Origin of the sequence: Gymnodinialimonas ulvae, assembly GCF_037543845.1 — a bacterium.
GTDB classification, from domain to species: domain Bacteria; phylum Pseudomonadota; class Alphaproteobacteria; order Rhodobacterales; family Rhodobacteraceae; genus Gymnodinialimonas; species Gymnodinialimonas ulvae.
Window position 1 is genome coordinate 63049 of the sequence record NZ_JBBIFX010000004.1, and the last position, 23386, is coordinate 86434.

The window sequence follows — 23386 nt, forward strand, 5'->3', positions numbered from 1 at the left end:
CATGGCACAACTCACCAATATCGACACCTGGGTCTTCGACCTCGACAACACGCTCTACCCGCCGTCCATGGCCCTGTTTCCGCAGGTCAACGCCCGCATGACCGATTGGGTGATGCAGGCCCTCGGCGTCGACCGGGCCGAGGCCGACCACCTGCGCCATAGCTACTACCACCAACACGGCACCACGCTGGCGGGCCTGATGCAGAACCACGACGTCGATCCGGACCCCTATCTCGTCGCCGTCCATGACATCGACTTTTCTGTCCTGTCACCCGACCCCGATCTCGCCGCCGCCATCAACGCCCTTCCGGGACGCAAGATCATCTACACCAACGGCACGGCCCCCTATGCCGAGGCGGTCACCGCCGCGCGTGGCCTCTCTGGCCTTTTCGATGCGATCTATGGTGTCGAACACGCGGGCTACCGTCCCAAACCCTCCGCGACAGCATTCGAGACGATCTTCGCCGCCGACGGCCTCACCCCCAACCGCGCTGCCATGTTCGAAGACGAAGCCCGCAACCTCACCGTGCCCCATGCCATGGGGCTGACCACGATCCATGTGGCCCCCGCCCCTGCGCCCGAAACCCACATCCACCACCACACAGCCGACCTGCTGCATTTCCTGAACACCCTGCCATGAGCCCCGCCCGCTTCCTTGTTTTCAAAATACTCCAGGGGGGTCGCCACCGGCGACGGGGACAGCGTCCCCCAACCTGAACCCGACCGCCGCAAGGCGGGCGGGTGAGGGAAAACATTGCAGGCACACAGCCTGCGCCTTTTCTCGAACCCTGACCTGCGACGACGCACAAGCGGCCCGAGACAGAGTGCCACGTTTCCCGCACGCCCGCCGCGCCTACCTTGCGATGCATGAGTGATTTGCAAGATATCGACATTTTCGTCTCTGGCGGCGGCGTGGCCGGGCTGGTCGCAACCATCGCCTTCGCGCAAGCGGGTTTCACCACGCTCTGCGCCGACCCTGCCCCGCCCGTAACCGAACGTGAGGCCGCGGGCGCCGACCTGCGCACCACCGCGATCCTGCAACCGGGTCGTGCCTTTCTGGAACGGATCAGCCTGTGGGACCGCTTCGCGAAGCATGCCACGCCCCTGCAGGTCATGCGCATCGTCGATGCGGGCGGGCCTGATCCGGTCGCGCGCGCCAGCCATGATTTCGACGCCTCCGACATCTCGGACGGCCCCTTTGGATGGAACCTGCCGAACTGGCTTCTGCGCCGCGAAATGGTCGCCCATCTCGCATCCCTGCCCAACGCCATGTTCCGCCCCGGCACCGGCACCGCCCATATCCTGACGCGGCAAGGCGAGGCGTTGGTGCGCCTGCAGGACGGCACCCGCCTGCGCACGAAACTGGTGGTCGCCGCCGATGGCCGTGCCTCTCCGGCGCGCGCGGCGGTGGGTCTCGATGTCCACACGACGCGCTATGGGCAGAAGGCGCTGGCCTTCGCGGTCACCCACGATGCACCGCACAACAACATCTCGACCGAGATTCACCGCACCGGCGGGCCCTTCACCCTCGTCCCGCTTCCCGACCACGACGGACAGCCTTGCTCGGCGGTGGTCTGGATGGAAACCGGCGCACAAGCGCAACGCTTGGCCGCCCTGCCCGAGACCGCATTCGAGGCCGAGATGACGGCCCGTTCCGCGCATCTATATGGCCCGCTTCGGCTGGCCTCGCGCCGCACGATCTGGCCGATCATCAGCCAGCGCGCCACCTCCATGATGGCGGAACGCACCGCATTGGTGGCCGAGGCCGCCCATGTGGTGCCGCCCATCGGGGCCCAAGGCCTCAACATGAGCCTTGGGGATATCGAGGCGCTGCTGGATCAGGCCGAAGCCCATCGCGCGGACCCGGGCACGGCGGAAGTGTTGGCGCGCTACAACCGCGCGCGCCTGCCGGAGGTGACGGCGCGGGTCGCTGGTGTCGATGCGCTCAACCGCGCGTCGATGACGGGCATTCAGCCGCTGCGCGACCTGAGGATGCGCGCGCTGGGGCTTTTGCATGGCGCAACGCCGGTGCGGCGCATGTTGATGCGGGCGGGCATGGGCACATTCAATTAGGACCCCGGTTTGGGGGCACGCCTTTTGGGGGCCAGCCCCCAAACCCCCGAGGTACTTGAAAAGCAAAGAGGGGCGGGCGCGGGACGCTTGCTCTGATGCTACGCGAAGACCTTGTCGATGACGGTCTTGAGCCGCTCCAGCGCGGCGTCGACATCGTAGAGTTTGTCGAGGCCGAAAAGGCCCAGGCGGAAGGTCATGAAGCCCTCAGGTTCATCCACCTGTAGCGGCACCCCCGCCGCGATCTGCATGCCGTGGGCGGCGAAGGCTGCGCCCGATTTGATCGCCGGATCGTCCGTGTAGCTCACCACCACGCCGGGCGCGCCGAACCCATCGGCTGCCACCGATTGAACGCCTTTCCGGGCCAACATCGACCTCACGCCGTCGCCCAACGCCCATTGCGCATCCTTCAGCTTGTCAAAGCCGAATTCGCGGGTTTCCACCATCGTGTCGCGGAACACCCGAAGCGCATCGGTCGGCAGTGTCGCGTGGTAGGCATGGCCGCCGTTCTCATAGGCCTGCATGATCTTGTGCCAGCCCTTCAGATCGCCTGCGAAGCTGTTGGATTGGGTGTCTTCCATCCGCGCAACGGCGCGGTCGGACATCATCACCAGCCCCGCGCAGGGCTGCGCCGACCAGCCCTTTTGCGGCGCGGAGATCAGCACATCAACACCCGTGGCCCGCATATCGACCCAGGCGCAGCCCGAGGCGATGCAATCGAGCACCATCAGCGCGCCGACCTCATGGGCCGCCGCCGCCAATGCGGTGATGTAGGCGTCAGGCAGGATCACACCGGCCGAGGTTTCCACATGCGGCGCGAACACGATGCCAGGTTTGGTCTCGCGGATTTTCTGCGTCGCCTCGTCGATCGGCGCGGGCGCGAAGGGTGACGTCGCCGCATTGCCGGTCTGGCGCGCCTTCATCACCGTCACCTCGCCCGCAAACCCGCCTGCATCGAGGATTTGCGACCAGCGGAAGCTGAACCAGCCATTGCGCACCACCAAAACGTCGGTGTCCTGCGCGAATTGGCGGGCCACGGCCTCCATCCCGAAGGTCCCGCCGCCGGGGATCAGGGCGACCGCATCGGCATTGTAGACCTGTTTCAACATCGCGGAGATGTCGGTCATCACGCCCTGAAAGGCCTGGCTCATGGAGTTGAGCGACCGGTCGGTGAAGACGACGGAATATTCCAGCAGGCCATCGGGATCGATATCGGGCAAAAGCGCATTCATGGGTAGGTCCTCCAATCCGCCTTCAGGGATAAGGCGTTGCGGCGCAGCCTACAACGGTCCGGGGCGTTGTTCCTCGGACAAAAGCACGTTGGCCTCCACGTTTCCGACGCTTGGCAGGGTCATGATGCGGCGGCGCAGGACGCGTTCGAAATCCGGCAAATCGCGGGCGGTGACGCGAAGGCGGTAATCGTAAAGGCCAAGGACATGTTCAACCGTCTGCACCTCGGGAATGGCGGTGATGGCGCGCTCGAAATCCTCAAGGTTGGTGCGGGATTTGGCGGACAGTTTAACGCCCAGAAAAACGGTCACGCCGAAGCCGAGCTTCTCGGCATCGAGGTCGAGGCGGCGGCCGGCGAGGATGCCGGCTTCGGTCAGGCGTTGAATGCGGCGCCACGTGGCTGGCTGGCTGAGGCCCACACGGCGACCGATCTCGGACGCTTTGAGTGTCGCATCGCGGGCAAGATGCCGGAGAATGGCGAGGTCGGTGGCGTCGGGGGTCACAGCGGGAGTGCCTGGCTATTCTTGATCGTGGCGACCTGCATCAGCGCCTCGATATCGGCGATGTGAGGCAGGGTCAGGATATTGTTGCGGTAGATCTGCTGGTACTCGGCCAAGTCGCGGGCGATGATTTTCAGGCGCGCGTCGACACGGCCCAGAAAGGTCTGGATTTCGATGATCTCGGGCACGTCGCGGGCGGCGGCAATGAATTCATCGAAGGCCTGCGCGCGTGTTTTGTCGAGCGTGATGCGCAAGCTGACTTCGACCGAATAGCCGAGCGCCTGCCAGTCGATCACCGCATGTTGGCCGCGCAGAACGCCGGTGGCGTACAGTTTTTCCAGCCGTTTGTAGGCCGTGGCCAGTGGCAGGCGCGCGACTTCGGCCAGCGCTCCGATGGGTTGCGCAGGGTCCGCCTGAAGGTGGCGAAGGAGCCGTCGGTCGCTGTCGTCGAGCATGAATAGTCAAATATTTCGCATTTTGCACATGATTTTCTCCAATAGCCGAGCGCTGATGCAAATTCAAACGGAGACTTCACACAGCCAATCCGCCACATATCCGTCAAAGATTTAACCCACAGGGAGAAAGACATGCGCGTTTACTATGATCGCGATTGCGATGTGAACCTGATCAAGGACATGAACGTGGCGATCCTTGGCTACGGCAGCCAGGGTCACGCCCATGCGCTGAACCTGCGCGACTCGGGCGCTAAGAACGTGGTTGTCGCGCTGCGTGACGGCTCGGCCAGCGCCGCGAAGGCCGAAGGCGAGGGCCTCAAGGTCATGGGCATCGCCGAGGCCGCCGCTTGGGCCGACCTGATCATGTTCACCATGCCCGACGAATTGCAGGCCGAAACCTACAAGAAATACGTCCACGACAATCTTAAAAACGGCGCGGCGATCGCCTTTGCCCACGGGTTGAACGTGCATTTCGGCCTGATCGAGCCCAAGCCCGGCGTTGATGTCATTATGATGGCGCCCAAGGGCCCCGGCCACACGGTGCGCGGAGAATACACCAAAGGCGGCGGCGTCCCCTGCCTTGTGGCCGTGAACAACGACGCCTCGGGCCGTGCGCTTGAGATTGGCCTGTCCTACTGCTCGGCCATCGGCGGCGGGCGCTCGGGCATCATCGAAACCAACTTCCGCGAAGAATGCGAGACCGACCTCTTCGGGGAACAGGCCGTGCTCTGCGGCGGCCTTGTGGAACTCATCCGCATGGGCTTTGAAACGCTGGTCGAGGCGGGGTATGCGCCCGAGATGGCCTATTTCGAATGCTTGCACGAGGTGAAGCTGATCGTGGATCTGATCTACGAAGGCGGCATCGCCAACATGAACTACTCCATCTCCAACACCGCCGAGTACGGCGAATACGTTTCCGGCCCGCGCGTGCTGCCCTATGAGCAGACCAAGAAGGAGATGAAGGCGATCCTGACCGACATCCAGACCGGTAAATTTGTGCGTGATTTCATGGCCGAAAATCAGGTGGGTCAGCCATTCTTCAAGGGCACGCGCCGCATGAATGACGCGCACCAGATCGAAGAAGTTGGCGAAAAACTGCGTGCGATGATGCCGTGGATTTCCGACGGGAAAATGGTCGACAAATCAAAGAACTGACGGTCGAGCGACCACGGTTCTTGGGCGCGCCCCTTTTGGGAGGAGGGGGCGCGCCTTTTTCGTGTTTGCGCGACCGGTTAGCGGCGTGGCGCGGTGACGGGGTTCGGGCCCGGTCCATCCTTGGCCAACGACGATTTTGGTGCATCGGGATCATCTAGGCGGTCTTCGACGCGCTTCTTGCTGAGCGTGGCCCAAAGGAGGAAGGCTACCATTGTGAACAGGAACAGCCCTGCGAGGAAATACCAGGTTTCCATTGTCATTCTCCGGTTGTTGCGGTTCTCAACATCCAACGCGCAAACCAGCCTTTCGTTCCACAGACGATTGGTTGACCCCTCGGGCCGGGCACGCCACATCTGGCCAATGATCGCCCCTACGCATCCCCGCACACATCGTCGGACACCCGAAGCATGAGCGCGTCGCCCACCGCGCCGGGGGTGTTGAACTGGGGTCTGATCGTGGCGCTCGGGATCATCTGGGGCACGGCATTCATGGGCGTGGCCACCGCGCTGACGGGGCTGACGCCGTGGTGGATCACGGCCGGACGCGTTGGGTTGGCCGCATTGATCCTGCTGCCGGTGGGCGCGCTGATGTGCCAGGGGCTTGGCACGATCAAGGGCCGGCATGCTTGGGCCGTCGTGACGTTTATGGGTTTGGTTGCAACAGCTTTGCCCTTCGCCTTGCTCAGCTGGGGCCTGACGCAAGTGCCGTCGGCCTTTGCGGGTGTGGCGATGGGATCGGTTCCGCTTTTGGTGTTGCCGCTGGTCGCGCTGTTCTCACCGGACGAGGGGATCGGCCCGCGCCGGATCATCGGCGTGATCCTCGGGTTCGTCGGGTTGATGGTGCTGATGGGGCCGGGCGCGTTTGGCGACGGCACCCTGGCCGGGCGCTTGGCCTGCGTGGGGGCGGCGGCGTGCTATGCGGTGGGCTCCGTCGTGACCCGTCGTGCGCCGCCGATCCCGCCGGTGGCCTTTGCCTCCGCCAGCATGGTGATCGGAGCGCTGGCGCTGGTGCCATTGGCGATCGTGATCGAGGGCGCGCCGGTCCTGACACGGTGGGATGCCTTGTGGGCGCTACTTTACGTTGCGCTTCTGCCGACCGGATTGGCGGCAATTATCCGCGTGCGCGTGATCACCACCGCAGGGTCGCTGTTCATGTCGCTGACCAGCTACATGGTCCCGCTTTGGGCGGTAATCTTTGGTGTGACCCTGATGGGCGAGACATTGCCCGCGCAGCTTTTCTGGGCGCTCGGGATCATCCTGCTGGGGATCGGCATCAGCCAATCGCGCGCCATCGCTCAGCAGCTGCGGCCAAGAACCAGAACATAGTAGGGACCGCTCCGCGCGAAGCCGAATTGCGTGGCCTGTGGGGCGAGGATGTTGCGACGGTGCCCGCGCGAATTCATCCAATCGACGAACACCTGCTGCACGCTGCCCTGCCCGGCGGCGATGTTTTCCGCTGCGAAACAGGCGTTGTAACTGGCCGCCCGCGTGCGCGTCGTCAGCGTTGAACCATTGGAGCCCGTGTGGCTGAAATTGCCAGTGCGCGCCATGTCATCGGCATGCGCCTGAGCCGCGGCCTGAAGCGGTGCGGAATGCGCCAGAGGGCGGGTCAGCCCATTTTGCGCCCGAAGCGCAGACACCCGCGCACCGACGGCGGCGATATCAACACTTTGGCCGAAGGTCAGGCGCTGTGGCGCGTCGCTTGTGCCACGGCTGGGAACGGTTGGGGTGCAGGCGGCCAAAGCCAGCCCAATGGTTGCCATTGCGGCAATTGCCCGGATCTTCATCTGTCGTGATCCCTTGTTTGCTCGATTGCGCACAAGATGCCTGAGTGCGGAGTCTACGGCAAGAGGGCGGACTTCGGGCCATACCGGGCGTGTGAGCAAATCTGGGGATAAGTTTTGGACAGAGTTCGAAAAGCGGAATTCTGAGGATGCATCGGCATCGATTGCAGTTATTCCATGTAGGATTTTCGAAACTCACTCAGTCGGCAAGCTCTCGCGCCAAGCGCCGCTGTTCCTCAAGGTGGGGGATCAGGTCGGTGGTTGCAATCTGTCCATCCGCCACCACGCGGCGGCCTTCAACAAACAGGTCCCGCACCTGCCGCGGGCCCGCCAGCAGAAGTGCTGCCATGTCCCAACTGCCCGCCGCCGCGACCCCGCGCATATCCCAGATCGCCAAATCCGCGCGGAACCCCGGCATGATCTGCCCAAGCTCTGCGCCTCGTCCCAAAACCTCCGCGCCGCCGCGTGTCGCGATGCGCAAGGCTTCGCGCGCCGACATGGCCTGCGGACCCGAGGCCACCCGTTGCAAAAGCAAGGTCTGGCGCGCCTCGTCGATCAGTGAGCCCGCATCGTTGGAGGCCGAGCCATCCACACCAAGGCCGACTTTCACGCCCGCATCCCGCATTGCCCGCACCGGCGCGATGCCCGACGCGAGGCGGCAATTGGAACACGGGCAATGCGCAACACCCGTGCCGGAGCGCGCGAACAGATCAATTTCGACCCCGTCGAGCTTGACGCAATGGGCATGCCACACATCATCGCCCACCCACCCGAGATCTTGCGCATATTCCCCGGGCCGACAGCCGAACTTTTCGAGCGAATAGGAAATATCTTCATCGTTTTCCGCAAGATGGGTGTGCAGCATCACCCCCTTATCCCGCGCGAGTAGCGCCGCGTCGCGCATCAACTCGCGGCTCACCGAAAAGGGCGAACATGGCGCGACCCCGACGCGGCACATGGAGGCCGGTGAAGGATCGTGAAAAGCGTCGATCACCCGGATACAATCGTCCAGGATCGCGGCTTCGTTTTCGACCAGCGTGTCGGGCGGCAAGCCACCGTCGGACACACCGATGGACATCGCGCCGCGCGTCGGATGGAACCGCAAGCCGACTTCGGCGGCGGCATCAATCGTATCGTCGAGCCGCGCGCCGTTGGGGTATAGATAAAGGTGATCGGATGACGTCGTGCAGCCCGAAAGCGCCAATTCCGCGAGGCCCACGACCGCCGACGTGCGCATATGATCGGGCGTGAACCGCGCCCAGATCGGGTACAGCGTTTGCAGCCATCCAAATAGCGCTGCGTCCTGCGCGCCCGGCACGGCACGGGTCAGGGTTTGGTAAAGATGATGATGGGTGTTCACCAGACCCGGCGTCACAAGACAGCCGCTGCAATCAAGGCTCTCGGGCGCAGACAAGCCCGGACCCACGGCAGCAATCTGCCGGTTTTTCAAAAGGATATCAGTATCGCGCCATTCGTCGCCCGCGTCATTCATCGTCAACGCAAGGCCCACATTCTTCAGCACGACCTCACCCATGGAGCGCGCCTTTCAACAACGCCATTGCCTCGGCGTGCAGCGCGGGCGAAGCCGCCGCGAGCGCCCGTCCGCCCTCGTGTACCGGCCCGCCGTCCCAATCTGTGACAATCCCGCCCGCCGCTTCGATCACCGCGATGGGCGCGGCAATGTCGTAGGCGTTCAGCCCCGCCTCGATCACCAGGTCGATCTGACCCGCCGCAAGCAACGCATAGGCGTAGCAATCGCAGCCATAGCGGACCAGTTTCACGGCATCGCGCACCGCCTCGAATCCGGTGCGGTCCTGCGGGGTTCCGACCTCGGGGAAGGTGGTGAATAACGTCGCCTCGGCCAGGGCGGACGACGGAGCCACGGCCAGAGCGCGCGCACCTTGCGGGCCGGCCAATTGCGCCCGACCGAAGCCGCCTTCGAAACGCTCGCCGATGTAGGGCTGGTCGATGATGCCATAGACCGGGCCGTCAGCCGTGTTGAGCGAAATCAGAACCCCCCATGTCGGCGTGCCGGACACAAAACCCCGCGTGCCGTCGATCGGGTCAAGCACCCAGGTCAGGCCCGTGGTGCCGTCCTGCGCGCCCTCCTCTTCGCCGAGGATCGCGTCGTCCGGGCGCACCTGCGCCAATACGGCGCGCATCGCGGCCTCGGCGGCCCGGTCGGCGACTGTGACGGGGTCGTAACGGTCGACCTCTTTCGAGACCGTGTTCAAAGCAGTCCCGCGAAAATGCGGCAAGATCGCTCTGCGTGCGGCATCTGCCATCGCGTGGGCGCAGGCCACAAGCTCGGCCTGAAGTTCGGGGGTAAGATCAGTCATAGCGCGGTCCCGGTCCGGTTGCATCTCGGGGTGCACCGGGCCGGGGGCCACGTCAAGTCACGTCCGGCTGTGCGGCTCAGGCCGCCGCAGAATCGGACAACACGCGCGCCAGATCGAACAGGCGGCGGCGCTGGTTCTCGGGGATCGCGTAGTAGGACCGCACCAATTCGAGCGCCTCCTTGTCGGCCAGAAGATCGCCGGGCACGCCCTCGACTGTGGTTGCGGGCGCTTTTTCCGCGACCTCCCCCTCGATCCCTTCGAAGAAATAGGCCACCGGAACCGACAGAGCCGCGGAAATGTCCCAAAGCCGCGAGGCCGAAACGCGGTTCATGCCCGTCTCGTATTTCTGGATCTGTTGGAACTTGATGCCGACATGGCCGGCGAGCTGCTGCTGGGTCATGCCCACCATCCAACGGCGATGGCGAATGCGCTTGCCCACATGGACGTCTATCGGGTGCTTCATAAGATGCCTCCCTCCCACTTTGAAACCGGTCGCCCGTCACTTCATCGCTTATCGTCCTCAACGCCGCGGTCTGAACGCTGCATTGCCTTGACGCCATGGTAGTGTACTGCCCAAGCTATTCAATGACAGGTTGAGTATTTTATCGCCCGTCTCGCGCGCGCATCCTCTGGCCAGGGCGCAGCGGACGCGCTAGGCCAAGGCAAGTCAAGCCGGTGGAGGGCGAGAGCATGCGTGCATTTGTGGTGTCAGATCATGGGGTTGCCCCCGAGGTGACCGAAATCTCCGAGCCCGCGCCGGGCCCTGGACAGGTGAAAATCCGCATCAAGGCCTGCGGGTTGAACTTTGCCGATCTTTTGATGGCAAAGGGCACCTATCAGGACACGCCCGCCCTGCCGTTTACGCTTGGCATGGAAATCGCGGGCACGGTTGAGGCCTTGGGTGAAGGCGTCAGCCACCCGCCCGTGGGCGCCCGTGTCGCGGTCTTTGAGGGCGCGGGTGGATTGGCCGACGCGGGCGTGTTCGCGGCAGAGCGCTGCGTCGTGATCCCAGACGAGATGCCTTTTGACCATGCCGCCGGCTTCATTGTGGCCTATGGCACGTCGCACCTCGCGCTGACCGACCGCGCGCATCTCAAACCCGGCGAACGGCTGCTGGTTCTGGGGGCTGCGGGCGGTGTGGGCCTCACGGCGGTGGAGTTGGGGACCGCCATGGGGGCGGAGGTTATCGCCGTGGCGCGCGGCCCCGAGAAACTGGCCGTGGCCAAAGCCGCGGGCGCGGCCCATGTGCTCGACAGCGAGACCGCCGATATCCGCGCCGAGGTGAAGGCCCTTGGCGGTGCAGACGTGGTCTATGACGCAGTCGGCGGAGACGGGTTCAAGGCCGCGATGCGCGCCACAAACCCCGGTGGGCGGCTTGTCGTGATCGGCTTTGCCAGCGGCGACATCCCGCAGATCCCGGCCAATCACCTGCTGGTCAAGAACATTGACGCCATAGGTTTCTATTGGGGCGGGTATTTGCGATGGGCGCCCGAACGACTGGCCAAAAGCCTGGGACAGCTGATGGACATGTACCGCGACGGCGCACTCAAGCCCCATATCGGCGCGACGCGCCCGTTGGAGCAGGCCGGCGAAGCCATGGACCTGCTGCGGCAGCGCAAGGTCTCGGGCAAGGTCGTCGTGACGATCTGAGAGGCCACGCCGCCCTGGCGGGTCACATCGCGCGATAGGCCTGCCGCAGAAACCCGACCAGCGCATCCAGCGGCTCGCTGCGTTTCAACTCCGTGCGGTACATGTTGATCTGGATGCGCGGCAGCGCGGGCAACGCGCCGCCATGCTCGATCTTCTCGGCATAGGGCGATTCCGTACCCTCGATGATCGCATGCACGGCCAAATCGGCGCTGACCGTGGCCTCGACGGTGCGGATCGAATCCGCCTCCACCGCCAGCTCCCAGGATATTCCCGCCGCATCCAGCGCCGACAAGGCGGGCCCGCGAAAGATGCACGCATCCTCCAGGGCAAGTGGCAGCGGGCGCTGCCGCCACATCTGCCCGTTCTGCGCCCCAACCCAGACCATCGGTCGCTCCAGAAGCGTCTCGCCGCCCCGGTCGACGTCCTCTTCGGTGGTCAGGATCACATCCACCTCGGCCCGCGCAAAGGCCGCCTTGAGGTTGATCGTGCCCATCGACAACAATTGCACCCGCATCCGGGGAAAAGCGGTGTTGAATCGTTGCAGCACCTCGGGGATCGCGGGGTAGACGACGTCATGCGGCACCCCAAGCGATATCGTGCCCTCGTATTCCTTGGCCGTCAGGCGGCCCAACACCTCGTCGTTCAGCTCCAGCATCCGGCGCGCGTAACTGAGCATCTGCTCGCCCGCGCCGGTCAGGTTCAGCTTGCGTTCGGCGCGGTTGAACAGCGCCACATCCAACGCTTCTTCCAACCGCTTGAGCTGCATCGACACTGCGGATTGCGTGAGGTTCAGAAAACCCGAGGCCTTGGTGACCCCGCCCGCGTCCACAACCGCCACAAAGGCGCGCAATGCGGTCAGATCGAGATTTCGGGGCATTCATCAATCCTTGTGATGTAAATCTTCACAATCATTCACTATCAAAATGAATTGGGCCGGTCCATACATCACATAACGGAATGCGAAATGGATATTTCGTCACAAATCTGAAAGGAAGACCCATGGCCGATCTCCCCCTGTCCCTCCCCAACGTCACCAGCAGCGTGCCGTCCGCCCCCAAGGTCCGCCTGTCCGTCTTCCGGCGCATGATCGCGGTCTGGCGCCAGCGCCAGCACTTAAATCGCCTCGATGCGCATATGCGGTGTGACGTCGGCCTGAGCGGCGCCGAGGTGCGCCGTGAAGTCGGCCGCCCGATCTGGGATGCGCCGAGCGCTTGGCGGCTTTGACCTCATCCAATAGCTAAAAACTATCGACCCTTATGGTTACCATAGGGGTCGTTTGCTTGAAAAAACCCGCCACCTCACCGATATTCACATGCGAGAGGTCCGAAATTCGGGCCTTACCCAATGTTTGGAGGACCAAATGGCTGAATATCAGACGATGCGCGCCCAAGGCATCGCGACCTCCGCCGCGGAGATCGACGCGGGCCTGCGCGCCCACATGAACAAAGTCTACGGGACGATGTCCCTCGGCATGCTCATCACGGCCGCTGCCGCATGGGCCATCTCGGTACTGGCGACAACGACCGACCCGAGCCAAGCCACCGTGCAACTGGCCAATGGCACCATGCTGACCGGTATGGGTGCTGCGATCTACACCTCGCCGCTGCGCTGGGTGATCATGTTCGCACCGCTCGCCTTCCTGCTGTTCGGCTGGGGCGCATTGATGCGTCGCGGCTCGGCCGCAGCGGTGTCGTTTGGCTTCTTCGCCTTCGCCGCTGCGATGGGCCTGTCGATGAGCTCGATCTTCATCGTGTTCACCAGCTTCTCGATCGTGCAGACGTTCCTCGTGACTGCCATCGCCTTCGCGGGCCTCAGCCTCTGGGGCTACACCACGAAGAAAGACCTGTCCGGCATGGGCACCTTCCTCGTGATGGGCGTGATCGGCCTTCTGGTGGCGATGGTGATCAACCTCTTCCTGCAATCGCCAGCCATGATGTTCGCCATCTCGGCCATCGGCATCCTGATCTTTGCCGGCCTGACCGCCTACTACACGCAGGAAATCAAGGCCACCTACGTGGCCCACGCACAGCACGGCGATGTGGAATGGCTGGAAAAAGCTGCCGTCGACGGCGCGCTGAGCCTCTACATCAGCTTCTTGAACATGTTCCAGTTCCTGCTGATGTTCATGGGTCAGCAAGAATAACGCGCCCACCCGCGCGATACCAAGAGGGCCGGGGATTTCCCCGGCCCTTTTTCGTTGGTCGAAGCCGTGCGGTTCCAACGACTTGGACAGCGGGGCATCCCCGCAAACGGCGCGCGTCCCGACCTTTGATCTCGCCTTTCGGGGCGTGCTGCGTCATGAAAGCGTCGCACAAGAGGCCCATGATCCAACCGCGCAGGAGGCGCGCCCATGACCGGCCCCACAGTCTCAGACCTGACCCGTGTCTTCGGACGCATCGGCCTGCTCAGCTTCGGTGGCCCTGCGGCCCAGATCGCGCTGATGCACAAGGAACTGGTCGAGGACCGCCCCTGGCTGACCGAGCGGCAATACCTCAACGCGCTCAGCTTCTGCATGCTGCTGCCCGGGCCCGAGGCGATGCAACTGGCCACTTATGCGGGCTGGCGACTGCACGGCACACGCGGCGGGCTCATCGCCGGGCTCCTCTTCGTGCTGCCCGGCGCGGTGGTGATCCTCGCACTGGCCAGTGCTTATGCCACTTACGGCAGTGTGTCTTGGGTCGCGGCGGCGTTTCTCGGGATCAAGGCCACCGTGATCGTGATTGTCATTCAGGCGCTGTTGAAACTGTCGCGCCGGGCCCTGACCCGCCCGGTCGCCTACGCGCTCGCACTGGCCGCCTTCGTGGCGATCTTCGCCCTGTCCGTGCCATTCCCGCTGATCATCCTCGCCGCCGCGTTGATCGGCGCGTTGGCCTTGCGCGGCGCGCCGCAACAGGCCCCGCCCCTGACCACCTCGCCAACCCGGACGCTCGGCACGATCGTGCTCTGGGCCACATTCTGGCTCGCCCCGCTCCTCGGCCTTTGGCTCTTCGCCCCGGACCTCCTTTCCGACATCGCCCTGTTCTTCGCGACGCTCGCGCTCGTCACCTTTGGCGGTGCCTACGCGGTGCTGGCCTACATGGTCCAGGAGGTCGTGCAGGGCTACGGCTGGCTCACCACGGACCAGATGATCGACGCGCTCGGCCTCGCCGAAACCACCCCCGGCCCGCTGATCCTTGTGACGCAATTCGTGGGCTTTCTGGCGGGCGCGCAGGCCGGCGGCTGGGGCATGGGGTTCACCGCCGCAATCATCACCCTTTGGGTCACCTTCGTGCCCTGCTTTCTGTGGATCTTCGCCGGCGCGCCCTACGTGGAGTGGGTCGCCACGCGCCCGCGCCTGACCGGGGCGCTGAACGGCATCACGGCGGCGGTTGTGGGCGTGATCGCGAACCTGTCGGTGTGGTTCGCCCTCAACGTCTGGTTCGACGCCGGCACCTTCGCTCCCGAAGCCTTCGATCCGGTGGCGCTGGCGCTGTCGGCCCTCGCAGCCATCCTGCTGCTGTGGCGCAAATGGGACCTTTTGGCAGTCCTGCCACTCATGGCCACAGCCGGGATCACGGCCTCGATCTTTGCGGGTTTGATTTGAGGTGTTGACTCGGACAACAGCCCCGGTAAAAGGCGCGTCTCTACCAGAACACGCGCGAGCGCGGCAAATCCCGGACAGCGGGGCCGCCCGCCCCGACCTTGCAGGAGCCCGACCATGGCGAAGCCAACCACGATCAAGATCCGCCTCAACTCGTCCGCGGGCACGGGCCACTTCTACGTGACCAAGAAAAACGCACGCACGATGACCGAGAAGATGGTCGTACGAAAGTACGACCCCGTGGCGCGCAAGCATGTCGAATACAAGGAAGGCAAGATCAAGTAAGATCCCCCCTTCCAAAGACCCGACAAAAGGCCGCGCCGAGCAATCGACGCGGCCTTTTTCTTTGTCCTGCGCGCACCCCAAAGCGCAGGTCGGCCCAACACACAGGAGGACAGGGCCATGGTTGAAGACATCGTCATCAGAGCCACCAGCGCGGGCGATCTGCCCGCCATCGACGCGCTTCTCGCGGCGTCCTACCCGGTATTGCTGAAGCCCGATTACAAACCCTCGACCCTGGTCACTTGCCTGCCGCTCATCACCCGCGCCCGCCCCGACCTGCTGCGCTGCGGCTCCTACTACATGGCCGAAGGCGACGACGGCCGCGCGCTGGCCGCAGGCGGCTGGACCCACGGCGCGCCGCAGGGCGGTGTCGGCCCACGCGATGTGGGCCATATCCGCCACGTCGTCACCCGCCCCGATGCCACGCGGCGCGGCCTTGCGCGCGCGATCCTACAGCGGAGCTTCGCCGCGGCGCGGGCCTCGGGCGTGCGCTGGATGATGTGCCAATCGACCCGCACGGCCGAGCCGTTTTACACCGCGCTCGGCTTCCAGCGGCGCGGCGAGATCGACATCCTGCTGCGCCCCGGCATCAGCTTCCCGGCGGTCGAGATGATCCGCGCGCTCTGAGCCGCCCGGATCGCCTGCGGCCCGCGCAGCCCTCTCACCGCGCGGGCCGCCCCCTCTTTGCTTTCCAAATACCTCGGGGGTTTGGGGGCTGGCCCCCAAGGATCACCGCTCTGCCCCCACATCCTTACAACTCCACCGCCTCCATCACATCCGGGTCCAGCACCCGCACCCCGGGCAGCGCGGCGCGCAGCGGTTCCGCCGATTGCTCCAACAATGGGAACGTCTTGTAATGCACCGGGATCACCGTCTGGAACCGGAACAGTTTTGACGCCGCATAAGCCGCGCGTTTCATATCCATCGTGAAATGCCCGCCCGCACACAGGATGCCGATCTCGGGCCCGTGCAGATCCTGCAACACCGACATGTCGGCCATCACATCCGTGTCGCCCGAGACATAGACCACGCGCCCCTCGCCTTCGATCATATACCCCGCCTCACCACCCGCATAGACGGGGCCATCCGCCCCCCCGACGGACGAGGAATGCACCGCGTGCACCATCGTCACGGCCACCGCGCCAATCTGCACCGTGCCGCCCTTGTTGAAGCCCAGGACGTCGATCCCGTGCGCCTCGCCCCAATACGACATCAGATCGTAGATCCCATAGATCGGCACGCCCAATTCCCGGGCCAGTTCCACAACCCCGCCGGTGTGATCGCCGTGTCCATGCGTCACCAGGATCGCCGTTGCCCCGGCCAGAGCCTCTGCCCGCCGATCAGCCGGGAATACCGGATTGCCCTCAAGCCACGGGTCGATCAGCAACACCTCGCCCCCGATCTCCAACCGCACCCCGGCATGGCCCAACCATGTATATCGCATCGCACATCCTCCCGATTTCGCTTCCTGCAGCCTAGCGCCAGGCGGCCATCACGCAAGCGCGCTTGAAGCCCCTGCCGCGCCCCGCTAAACCCGGGCCGATCTGACAAAGGATACCACCGCGCCATGTCCATCGACACCGCCACCGCCGCCAAGGTTGCGAAACTCGCCCGGATCAAGGTCGAAGAGGCCGATCTTCCGGCCCTCGCCCAGGAATTCAACGCCATCCTCGGCTTCATCGAACAGCTCGAAGAGGTCGATGTCGACGGCATCGAGCCGATGGTTTCGGTCACGCCGCAACGCCTGAAACGGCGCAAGGATGTTGTCACCGACGGCAATCAGGCGGCACGTGTTCTGGCCAATGCCCCCGACGCGCGCGAAGGCTTTTTCTCGGTTCCCAAGGTGGTCGAATAATGCCCGATCTCAACAAACTCACCATCGCCGAGGCGCGCGACGCGCTGCGCAAGGGCGACGTCAGCTCGGTCGAGCTGACCCAAGCCTGCCTGTCGGCGATCGACGCGGCCGATGCGTTGGGGGCCTTTGCCCACAAAACGCCGGAGCTCGCGATGGAACGCGCAACGGCCGCCGATGCCCGGATCAAAGCCGGCGACGCGCCCGACATGTGCGGCATTCCCGTCGGCATCAAGGATCTGTTCTGCACCGAAGGGGTGCCGTCTCAGGCCGCCTCAAAGATCCTCGAAGGCTTCAAGCCGGAGTACGAATCGACCGTCTCGGGCCAGTTGCGCGACGCAGGCGCCGTCATGCTTGGCAAGCTGAACATGGACGAATTCGCCATGGGCTCCAGCAACGAGACCTCGGTCTACGGCAACGCCGTGAACCCCTGGCGCGCGGGCAATTCCGACGCCGCGCTGACGCCGGGCGGGTCTTCGGGCGGGTCCGCCTCCGCCGTGGCCGCCGACCTGTGCCTGGCCGCGACCGGCACCGACACCGGCGGCTCGATCCGCCAACCCGCCGCCTTCACTGGCACTGTGGGCCTCAAACCCACATACGGGCGCTGCTCGCGCTGGGGCATCGTGGCCTTCGCCTCCTCGCTGGACCAGGCCGGGCCGATGACCAAAACCGTGCGCGACGCCGCCATCATGGGCGCCGCGATGATGGGCCACGACGCCAAAGACAGCACCTCCGCCGACGTGCCAGTGCCCGATTTCGAGGCCATGTTGACCGGCGACATCAAGGGCAAAGTCATTGGTATTCCGAAAGAATACCGCATGGACGGCATGCCCGACGAGATCGAAACGCTCTGGGCCAAGGGCACCGCGATGCTGCGCGATGCGGGCGCCGAGATCCGCGACATCTCCCTGCCGCATACCAAATACGCGCTGCCCACTTATTACGTGATCGCACCGGCGGAGGCCTCGTCCAACCTCGCGCGCTATGACGGCGTGCGCTTCGGCTACCGCGCCGAAATGGCACCCGGCGACGGCATCACCGAGATGTATGAAAAGACCCGCGCCGAAGGCTTTGGGCCCGAGGTCAAACGCCGCGTCATGATTGGCACCTACGTGCTTTCGGCGGGCTTCTACGATGCCTATTACAACCGTGCCCGCCGGGTTCGCGCCCTGATCAAACGCGACTTCGATCAGGTCTTCGCCGATGGCATCGACGCGATCCTGACCCCCGCCACGCCCTCCGCCGCGTTCGAATTGGGCCAGGAGGTCGCCGACCCGGTGCAGATGTACCTCAACGACGTGTTTACCGTGACCGTGAACCTCGCCGGCCTGCCCGGCGTGGCCGTGCCAACCGGTCTCGACCGCAATGGCCTGCCCCTTGGTCTGCAGCTCATCGGACGACCTTGGGAAGAGGGCGATCTGCTGAACACCGCCTATGCGCTGGAGCAGGCGGCAGGCTTTGTGGAAAAGCCTGCCCGTTGGTGGTAGGCACGGGCAACATCAAGCGCGAGAGTTGAAAACCGTGACCCTGACAAAACCCCTTATGGCCGTTGCCCTCTTGGCATTGTCCGCCTGCGCCAGCACGCCCAATGATGTCTCCCCGGGCCTGCAACAGGACAGCGGACTGGGCTCCGTGGGCAGCCCGCCCCCGGGCACGGACGGGCAGATCTCGGCCACGCCTTTTGATCAAGGCGCAGCACCGCAAGGCGCAACCGGCGCGTTTGACCCCAGCTCGATCGAAGGCATCGCGGCCGGCGCAATTGCCGAAGCCGAACAGGCCGACACCCCCACCGGTGGCGTCTTTGACAACATCCAGCCGCAGCAGGCCTCTGACGTTCTGCCGCCGCCGATCATCCCGCGTGTGGCCGCGTTTGCGATCCGCACCTCCCATGCGCCCGGCGACCGGCAATGGCGTCGCAACCCGTTTCGCCGCAACAACGCCTCCGATTGCGGGAGGTTCGAAAGCCGCGACCTCGCTCAGGACGCGTTCCTGCGTGAAGGCGGACCGGAACGCGATCCGATGGGCCTCGACCCCGATGGAGACGGCTTTGTCTGCGGGTTTGACCCTGCGGGCTATCGCTCGGATGCTGCGGCGGCCAACGGGACCGCTCCCGCTGTCGCACCCGCTCCGGTCACGGACGTGCTCGGCGACCCGCTTCAGATTTCCACCGAAACTGGGAATTGATCGCTCCATAAGAAGCCCGAATTTCGGGGACAGGCGCGATGGTCTGCGGCCCGAACTTGTCGTGCTTCATTACACCGCCATGACCGATTGCGCCGGCGCGGCGCGGGCGCTGTGCGACCCCGCGCGCGAGGTCTCCGCCCATTACCTGATTGGGCGCGACGGGCATGTGTTCGAGCTGGTCGATCCCGCATTGCGCGCCTGGCACGCAGGTCAAGGCAGCTGGCGCGGGGCGGGCGATGTGAATTCGCGCTCCATCGGGATCGAACTCGACAATGACGGCGCAACACCGTTTTCCGAACCTTTGATGGCGGCGCTTCAATCGCTCCTCGCTGCGCTCCTCGCAGATCACCGGATCGCGCCAGAGGGGGTCATTGGCCATTCCGACATGGCTCCGGGCCGCAAAATCGACCCCGGGCGGCGGTTCGATTGGAAACGTTTGGCGCGGCAGGGGCTTGCAGTCTGGTCCGAGGCATCGGGCGACGTCGCGGATGCAGAGGCGTTTCGACGTGATGCGACCGCGTTTGGATATGGAGAGATGGGGGACGAGCTGTTGCTCGACGTCATGCGTATGCGCTTCCGCCCGTGGGCGCGGGGGCCATTGGATGGGAGGGACTGCGCCGTGATGGCCGATCTGGCGCGGCGATACGGGCGCCCTCTCGTCGGAACCTGACGGCACGCCGTCAGAACCCAACTGCCGGACCCGCGCGTTTTCAAGACGAAAACACGCTGGACTGCGCAGTGATAGCCGATCTGGCGCGGCGCTATGGGGGTTGAACGGCGTGGCATGGCGGCGTAAGCGGGCCTCGCGCGGAGGGCTGGATGGCCGCGGTGCGCTGTTTGCTTTGACATGATCCAAGGGGCCGGTCTCGTGACCTTTTCTTTGAAAAGGCACCACCACGGCTGACACGGGTTTGCAAAGCCAACGCCGTGCCGAGGAAAGTCCGGACTCCCTGAAGAGACGGTGCCGGGTAACGCCCGGGCGGAGCAATCCGACGGAAAGCGCCACAGAGAACAGACAGGCACGCATGCGTGTCGATGGTGAAACGGTGGGGTAAGGCCCACCGGGGCCTTGGCAACAGGGCTCGCATGGCAAGCCCCACCGGGAGCAATGCCGAATAGGGACCGCATGATGGGGGCTTCACCCCGCGGTCCGGGTTGGCAGCTGGAACGGCCCGGCAACGGGTCGTCGAGAGGAATGGTCATCTATTCCGAGGGGAGACCCTCGGTTGGACAGAATCCGGCTTACAGGCCCTCCGCGCGTTTTGATCGACCCAAGATATGGCGACGACTGGTCGGCTTGGCCAAGGCCGGATGCCTCCGGCGGAGGTTTTTTGGGCAAGATGAAAGGGCTACCGGCGCGCGTTGAAGAAGGCTTTGAGAAGGCCCGCGGCCTCGGCCTCGTGCAGGCCCGCGTAGATGTCAGGGCGATGGTGCGCCTGAGGGTGATCGAACACGCGCGGGCCCTGAGCCACACCGCCGGATTTGGGATCGGAGGCGGCGTAGTAGAGTTTTTCCAGGCGGGCGGCCGCAATGGCACCGGCACAGGCCGGGCATGGCTCTAGGGTCACCCAAAGCGCGCATCCCGCCAAACGTTCGGTTTTCAACGCCGCGCAAGCCGCGCGGATCGCCAGCATCTCGGCATGGGCCGTGGGGTCGCGCAAGGCGCGCATCCGGTTGCCCGCGCGCGCGATGACCTGCCCGTCCTTGACCACCACCGCGCCCACCGGGACCTCTCCGCGTGCGGCGGCGGCACGGGCCTCGATCAGGGCGTCGGGCATGAAATCGGTGAATTGGCTCATGGCGCGCAGCCATTGCCGCTTTCGCGCGGCCTGTCAAACCTGTAGGCCAACGCCATGGACGGAGATCGTATCGCAAAAGTTCTGAGCCGCGCGGGCGTGGCCTCGCGCCGGGAGGCCGAGCGCATGATCGGCGAGGGTCGCGTATCGGTCAACGGCCAGGTTATCGACAGCCCGGCGCTCAACATCACCGAGCGCGACAAGGTGTTGGTCGACGGCGCGCCCTTGCCCGAGATCGAGCGCCCGCGCCTGTGGCTTTATCATAAGCCAAGCGGCCTCGTGACGACGACCGCCGACGAAAAGGGCCGCAAGACCGTGTTCGACGCCCTCCCCGAAACCATGCCGCGGGTGATGAGCGTCGGGCGACTCGATCTGACCTCCGAGGGGCTGCTGCTGTTGACCAATGATGGCGGGATCAAACGCAAGCTGGAACTGCCCTCCACCGGCTGGGTGCGCAAATACCGCGTGCGGATCAAGGGCGCGCCTAAGGACGAGGATTTTACCGCCCTGCGCAAGGGGATCGTGGCCGAGGGCGAGCGGTTTCAGCCGATGGACATCACGCTGGATCGCCAACAGGGCGCGAATGCCTGGGTCACCGTCGGCCTGCGTGAAGGAAAAAACCGCGAGATCCGCCGCGCCATGTCCGAGATCGGGATGGAGGTGAACCGCCTGATCCGGATCTCCTATGGGCCGTTTCGCCTCGCGCAGATCAAAGCCGGTGAAGTCGAGGAAGTCCGCCCCCGCGTGCTGCGCGACCAACTGGGCCTTGAGGCCGCCACCGAAGGCCATGCGGAGGCCAAACCCCGCCGAAAGAAACCGGCGGCCGGTGCCGCGAAACCCGGCAAATCGCTCAGGAAGACGGGCCCGGCGCGTCGTCCGACTCGTCCCGGTCGCTGACAGAATCCTCCTCGAGGCTGAACCGCTCGATCAGCGGGGCCTGCGACATGAAGACGACGAACAGGAACGCGGGCAGCACGAAAGTCTCGAACGTGACCCAGAACCGGTCGCTTTGGGTGCGCCAGATCACCTCGTTGGCCACGCCCATCGCAACGAACGCCAGCGCCAGCCGCTTGGTCATGATCATCCAACCCTCGTCCGCCATTGGTAGCCGGTCGCCCATCAGAAACTTCAGGTAGGATTGGCCGCGCGCCAAACCGATCCCCAACATAACTGCAAAGAACGCATAGACGATCGTCGTCTTCATCTTGAAGAATTGCGGGTCGTTGAACCACACGGTCAGCGCCCCGAAGAACACCACCAGGATCGCGGTAAACACCTGAATTCGCGAGATAACCCCGGTCAATTTCCACAGGATCGCCGTCGTCGCCAGCAAGATCGGCACAAACGCCGCCGTGGCGATGATGAAGCCGTCATACTCCGTCCCGCCGACCGTGACGGTCGTATCCTCCAACCGCAGATAAGCGATGAAAAACAGGATCGGCGGCCCAAGTTCGAGACCGTTCTTCAGCCAGGGATTAATCGCGCGTTCTTCGGCCATCGTCGTTTTCCTTGTCACGCGACGGGCCACGCAAACCGGCACCCGCATCTCGACTCGCGCTGTTGTGCGCGCGCCCCGAAAGGCCGGGCGCGCGGGTTACCCGCCCACCTCAACTATCACCGCGCCCGCTGCGATCAAGGCCATAAGGGCGACGCGCGCCGGACCCACCGTCTCGCGCAGGAACAACCAGCCGATCAGCGCCGCGAAGATCGTCGAGGTTTCGCGCAACACCGCCGCTTCGCCGACCTGATCGAGCCGCGTGGCCAGCATCACCGCGCCAAAGGAAAACGGCGCGATCAAGCCGCCCGCCACGCCACGCAGCGCCAAGGGGGCCAGTGGCGGGCGCTCCTCCATCCGCAAGTAGAACCGCAGCGCAAGGCATGGGAACAGCAACCCGTCGATGAAGAAAAACCACGCCAGAAACGTGAATGGATCGGCCGTCGCGCGAATGCCGTAGGCGTCGAACGTCGTATAGACCGCGACAAACAGCCCCGTCAGCATCGCAAATCCCAGCGCTGCGACCAATGTATCGCGCGCCACCGTGACCCGCGCCATGTTGTAGGCCGCGAGCCCGTAAAGCCCCGCCAGAAGCACCAGAACCCCCAACCATTGCACGCCGGTGAATGTCTCGTCGAAGATCAGCCATGCGCCGATCACCGTGAAAAGCGGCCCCGTGCCTCGCATCACCGGGTAGACCACCGTGAAGGCGCCCCGCCGGAAGCTCAAGAGAACCGCCCATTTGTAACCCGCGTGGATGAAGAAAACACCGATGAATATCAACCACATATGCGGCTCGGGCCACGGCACGACGAAAAACGCAAAAGGGGCCGCCATCAGTGCATAGCTGATGTCGATCACGCCGCGCGCCAAAAGTGGGTCGTGCCGCCCTTTCTGCAGTGCGCCGAACGCCGCGTGCAGAACCGCCGCCATAAGCGCAAGGATCAGGGCAACGGTCGCGCCGGTCGGCGTACCTTCGATACTCTGGATCCATGCGCTCACATTCAGGCCGCTC

The 23386-nt window shown here is 64.6% G+C and carries 28 protein-coding genes and 1 other RNA gene; 16 read left to right on the forward strand and 13 right to left on the reverse strand.

Going from position 1 to position 23386, the window contains the following annotated elements; genetic code table 11:
* Position 1: 1 nt before the first annotated feature.
* Together V8J83_RS17355 and V8J83_RS17360 are read left to right on the forward strand one after the other, a co-directional pair.
* Positions 2 to 640 (forward strand): pyrimidine 5'-nucleotidase, encoded by a 639-nt coding sequence (locus V8J83_RS17355; RefSeq protein WP_339987753.1) that lies wholly within the window; start codon positions 2 to 4, stop codon positions 638 to 640.
* A 227-nt stretch (positions 641 to 867) separates the two neighbouring features.
* Positions 868 to 2073 (forward strand): UbiH/UbiF family hydroxylase, encoded by a 1206-nt coding sequence (locus V8J83_RS17360; protein WP_339987754.1) that lies wholly within the window; start codon positions 868 to 870, stop codon positions 2071 to 2073.
* Positions 2074 to 2171: 98 nt separating this feature from the next.
* Here the strand turns inward: V8J83_RS17360 and V8J83_RS17365 are convergent, their stop codons facing one another.
* The 3 genes from V8J83_RS17365 to V8J83_RS17375 are packed head-to-tail and all read right to left on the reverse strand — an operon-like array spanning position 2172 to position 4255.
* Positions 2172 to 3302 (reverse strand): aminotransferase class V-fold PLP-dependent enzyme, encoded by a 1131-nt coding sequence (locus V8J83_RS17365; protein WP_339987755.1) that lies wholly within the window; start codon positions 3300 to 3302, stop codon positions 2172 to 2174.
* A 48-nt stretch (positions 3303 to 3350) separates the two neighbouring features.
* Positions 3351 to 3803, reverse strand: coding sequence for an Lrp/AsnC family transcriptional regulator (locus V8J83_RS17370; RefSeq protein ID WP_339987756.1), 453 nt, complete (start codon positions 3801 to 3803; stop codon positions 3351 to 3353).
* Positions 3800 to 4255, reverse strand: coding sequence for an Lrp/AsnC family transcriptional regulator (locus V8J83_RS17375; protein ID WP_339987757.1), 456 nt, complete (start codon positions 4253 to 4255; stop codon positions 3800 to 3802). The genes V8J83_RS17370 and V8J83_RS17375 overlap by 4 nt, the downstream gene beginning before the upstream one ends.
* 132 nt (positions 4256 to 4387) lie before the next feature.
* Here V8J83_RS17375 and ilvC point away from each other — a divergent pair, with 132 nt between their 5' ends.
* Positions 4388 to 5410: a ketol-acid reductoisomerase gene (gene ilvC, locus V8J83_RS17380; protein WP_339987758.1), complete on the forward strand. Its 1023-nt coding sequence runs from the start codon at positions 4388 to 4390 to the stop codon at positions 5408 to 5410.
* A gap of 77 nt (positions 5411 to 5487) precedes the next feature.
* Here ilvC and V8J83_RS17385 read toward each other — a convergent pair whose 3' ends face one another.
* On the reverse strand, positions 5488 to 5670 hold the full coding sequence (locus tag V8J83_RS17385) for a hypothetical protein (protein WP_339987759.1): 183 nt from the start codon (positions 5668 to 5670) through the stop codon (positions 5488 to 5490).
* Between the two features lie 147 nt (positions 5671 to 5817).
* Here V8J83_RS17385 and V8J83_RS17390 point away from each other — a divergent pair, with 147 nt between their 5' ends.
* Complete coding sequence (locus tag V8J83_RS17390; RefSeq protein ID WP_339987760.1) at positions 5818 to 6735, forward strand: DMT family transporter; 918 nt, start codon at positions 5818 to 5820, stop codon at positions 6733 to 6735.
* On the opposite strand, the gene V8J83_RS17395 is transcribed toward V8J83_RS17390, so the two are convergent.
* From V8J83_RS17395 to V8J83_RS17410, 4 genes are all read right to left on the reverse strand, one after another.
* Positions 6705 to 7196, reverse strand: a complete 492-nt coding sequence (locus V8J83_RS17395) for a CAP domain-containing protein (protein WP_339987761.1) — start codon at positions 7194 to 7196, stop codon at positions 6705 to 6707. The two genes, V8J83_RS17390 and V8J83_RS17395, sit on opposite strands and share 31 nt — an antisense overlap.
* A gap of 196 nt (positions 7197 to 7392) precedes the next feature.
* A complete protein-coding gene (locus V8J83_RS17400) occupies positions 7393 to 8727 on the reverse strand; it encodes an 8-oxoguanine deaminase (protein ID WP_339987762.1) in 1335 nt (444 codons plus the stop codon).
* Complete coding sequence (hisN, locus tag V8J83_RS17405) at positions 8720 to 9532, reverse strand: histidinol-phosphatase (RefSeq protein ID WP_339987763.1); 813 nt, start codon at positions 9530 to 9532, stop codon at positions 8720 to 8722. Before hisN ends, V8J83_RS17400 begins: the two co-directional genes overlap by 8 nt.
* A gap of 76 nt (positions 9533 to 9608) precedes the next feature.
* Entirely contained in the window at positions 9609 to 9995 is a 387-nt protein-coding gene (locus tag V8J83_RS17410; protein ID WP_339987764.1) for a helix-turn-helix domain-containing protein, read from the reverse strand.
* Between the two features lie 227 nt (positions 9996 to 10222).
* Between V8J83_RS17410 and V8J83_RS17415 the strand changes: the two genes are divergently transcribed.
* Positions 10223 to 11182, forward strand: coding sequence for an NADPH:quinone oxidoreductase family protein (locus tag V8J83_RS17415; RefSeq protein ID WP_339987765.1), 960 nt, complete (start codon positions 10223 to 10225; stop codon positions 11180 to 11182).
* Positions 11183 to 11204: 22 nt separating this feature from the next.
* Here the strand turns inward: V8J83_RS17415 and V8J83_RS17420 are convergent, their stop codons facing one another.
* A complete protein-coding gene (locus V8J83_RS17420; protein ID WP_339987766.1) occupies positions 11205 to 12059 on the reverse strand; it encodes a LysR family transcriptional regulator in 855 nt (284 codons plus the stop codon).
* A gap of 122 nt (positions 12060 to 12181) precedes the next feature.
* Between V8J83_RS17420 and V8J83_RS17425 the strand changes: the two genes are divergently transcribed.
* The 5 genes from V8J83_RS17425 (at position 12182) to V8J83_RS17445 (ending at position 15671) form a co-directional block, all read left to right on the forward strand.
* Complete coding sequence (locus V8J83_RS17425; RefSeq protein WP_339987767.1) at positions 12182 to 12406, forward strand: DUF1127 domain-containing protein; 225 nt, start codon at positions 12182 to 12184, stop codon at positions 12404 to 12406.
* 136 nt (positions 12407 to 12542) lie between these two features.
* Positions 12543 to 13325, forward strand: a complete 783-nt coding sequence (locus V8J83_RS17430) for a Bax inhibitor-1/YccA family protein (protein ID WP_339987768.1) — start codon at positions 12543 to 12545, stop codon at positions 13323 to 13325.
* A gap of 207 nt (positions 13326 to 13532) precedes the next feature.
* Positions 13533 to 14765 (forward strand): chromate efflux transporter, encoded by a 1233-nt coding sequence (gene chrA / locus V8J83_RS17435; RefSeq protein WP_339987769.1) that lies wholly within the window; start codon positions 13533 to 13535, stop codon positions 14763 to 14765.
* 114 nt (positions 14766 to 14879) lie between these two features.
* Positions 14880 to 15047, forward strand: coding sequence for a 50S ribosomal protein L33 (gene rpmG, locus V8J83_RS17440; protein ID WP_011454349.1), 168 nt, complete (start codon positions 14880 to 14882; stop codon positions 15045 to 15047).
* Positions 15048 to 15164: 117 nt separating this feature from the next.
* Entirely contained in the window at positions 15165 to 15671 is a 507-nt protein-coding gene (locus V8J83_RS17445) for a GNAT family N-acetyltransferase (RefSeq protein ID WP_339987770.1), read from the forward strand.
* Positions 15672 to 15795: 124 nt separating this feature from the next.
* Here the strand turns inward: V8J83_RS17445 and V8J83_RS17450 are convergent, their stop codons facing one another.
* The gene (locus tag V8J83_RS17450; RefSeq protein ID WP_339987771.1) at positions 15796 to 16488 is read right to left on the reverse strand and encodes a metal-dependent hydrolase; all 693 of its coding nucleotides are present in this window, start codon (positions 16486 to 16488) and stop codon (positions 15796 to 15798) included.
* A gap of 123 nt (positions 16489 to 16611) precedes the next feature.
* Here V8J83_RS17450 and gatC point away from each other — a divergent pair, with 123 nt between their 5' ends.
* The 5 genes from gatC to rnpB all read left to right on the forward strand — a co-directional run bounded on the left by gatC (position 16612) and on the right by rnpB (position 20341).
* A complete protein-coding gene (gene gatC, locus V8J83_RS17455; RefSeq protein ID WP_339987772.1) occupies positions 16612 to 16899 on the forward strand; it encodes an Asp-tRNA(Asn)/Glu-tRNA(Gln) amidotransferase subunit GatC in 288 nt (95 codons plus the stop codon).
* Positions 16899 to 18383 carry an Asp-tRNA(Asn)/Glu-tRNA(Gln) amidotransferase subunit GatA gene (gene gatA, locus V8J83_RS17460; protein WP_339987773.1) on the forward strand — a complete coding sequence of 495 codons (1485 nt, stop codon included), beginning with the start codon at positions 16899 to 16901 and terminating at the stop codon, positions 18381 to 18383. Before gatC ends, gatA begins: the two co-directional genes overlap by 1 nt.
* 55 nt (positions 18384 to 18438) lie before the next feature.
* Positions 18439 to 19080 (forward strand): hypothetical protein, encoded by a 642-nt coding sequence (locus tag V8J83_RS17465; protein WP_339987774.1) that lies wholly within the window; start codon positions 18439 to 18441, stop codon positions 19078 to 19080.
* Entirely contained in the window at positions 19076 to 19750 is a 675-nt protein-coding gene (locus V8J83_RS17470) for an N-acetylmuramoyl-L-alanine amidase (protein ID WP_500796470.1), read from the forward strand. Before V8J83_RS17465 ends, V8J83_RS17470 begins: the two co-directional genes overlap by 5 nt.
* 186 nt (positions 19751 to 19936) lie before the next feature.
* Positions 19937 to 20341, forward strand: an RNA gene (gene rnpB, locus V8J83_RS17475) — RNase P RNA component class A.
* A gap of 88 nt (positions 20342 to 20429) precedes the next feature.
* Here the strand turns inward: rnpB and V8J83_RS17480 are convergent.
* Entirely contained in the window at positions 20430 to 20879 is a 450-nt protein-coding gene (locus V8J83_RS17480) for a nucleoside deaminase (RefSeq protein WP_339987775.1), read from the reverse strand.
* 54 nt (positions 20880 to 20933) lie between these two features.
* On the opposite strand from V8J83_RS17480, the gene V8J83_RS17485 reads away from it, so the two are divergent.
* Positions 20934 to 21773: a pseudouridine synthase gene (locus V8J83_RS17485; RefSeq protein ID WP_339987776.1), complete on the forward strand. Its 840-nt coding sequence runs from the start codon at positions 20934 to 20936 to the stop codon at positions 21771 to 21773.
* Here V8J83_RS17485 and V8J83_RS17490 read toward each other — a convergent pair.
* Complete coding sequence (locus V8J83_RS17490) at positions 21727 to 22374, reverse strand: inner membrane-spanning protein YciB (RefSeq protein WP_339987777.1); 648 nt, start codon at positions 22372 to 22374, stop codon at positions 21727 to 21729. The genes V8J83_RS17485 and V8J83_RS17490 overlap by 47 nt on opposite strands.
* Before the next feature lie 96 nt (positions 22375 to 22470).
* On the reverse strand, positions 22471 to 23373 hold the full coding sequence (locus V8J83_RS17495) for an EamA family transporter (protein WP_339987778.1): 903 nt from the start codon (positions 23371 to 23373) through the stop codon (positions 22471 to 22473).
* Between the last annotated feature and the right edge of the window lie 13 nt (positions 23374 to 23386).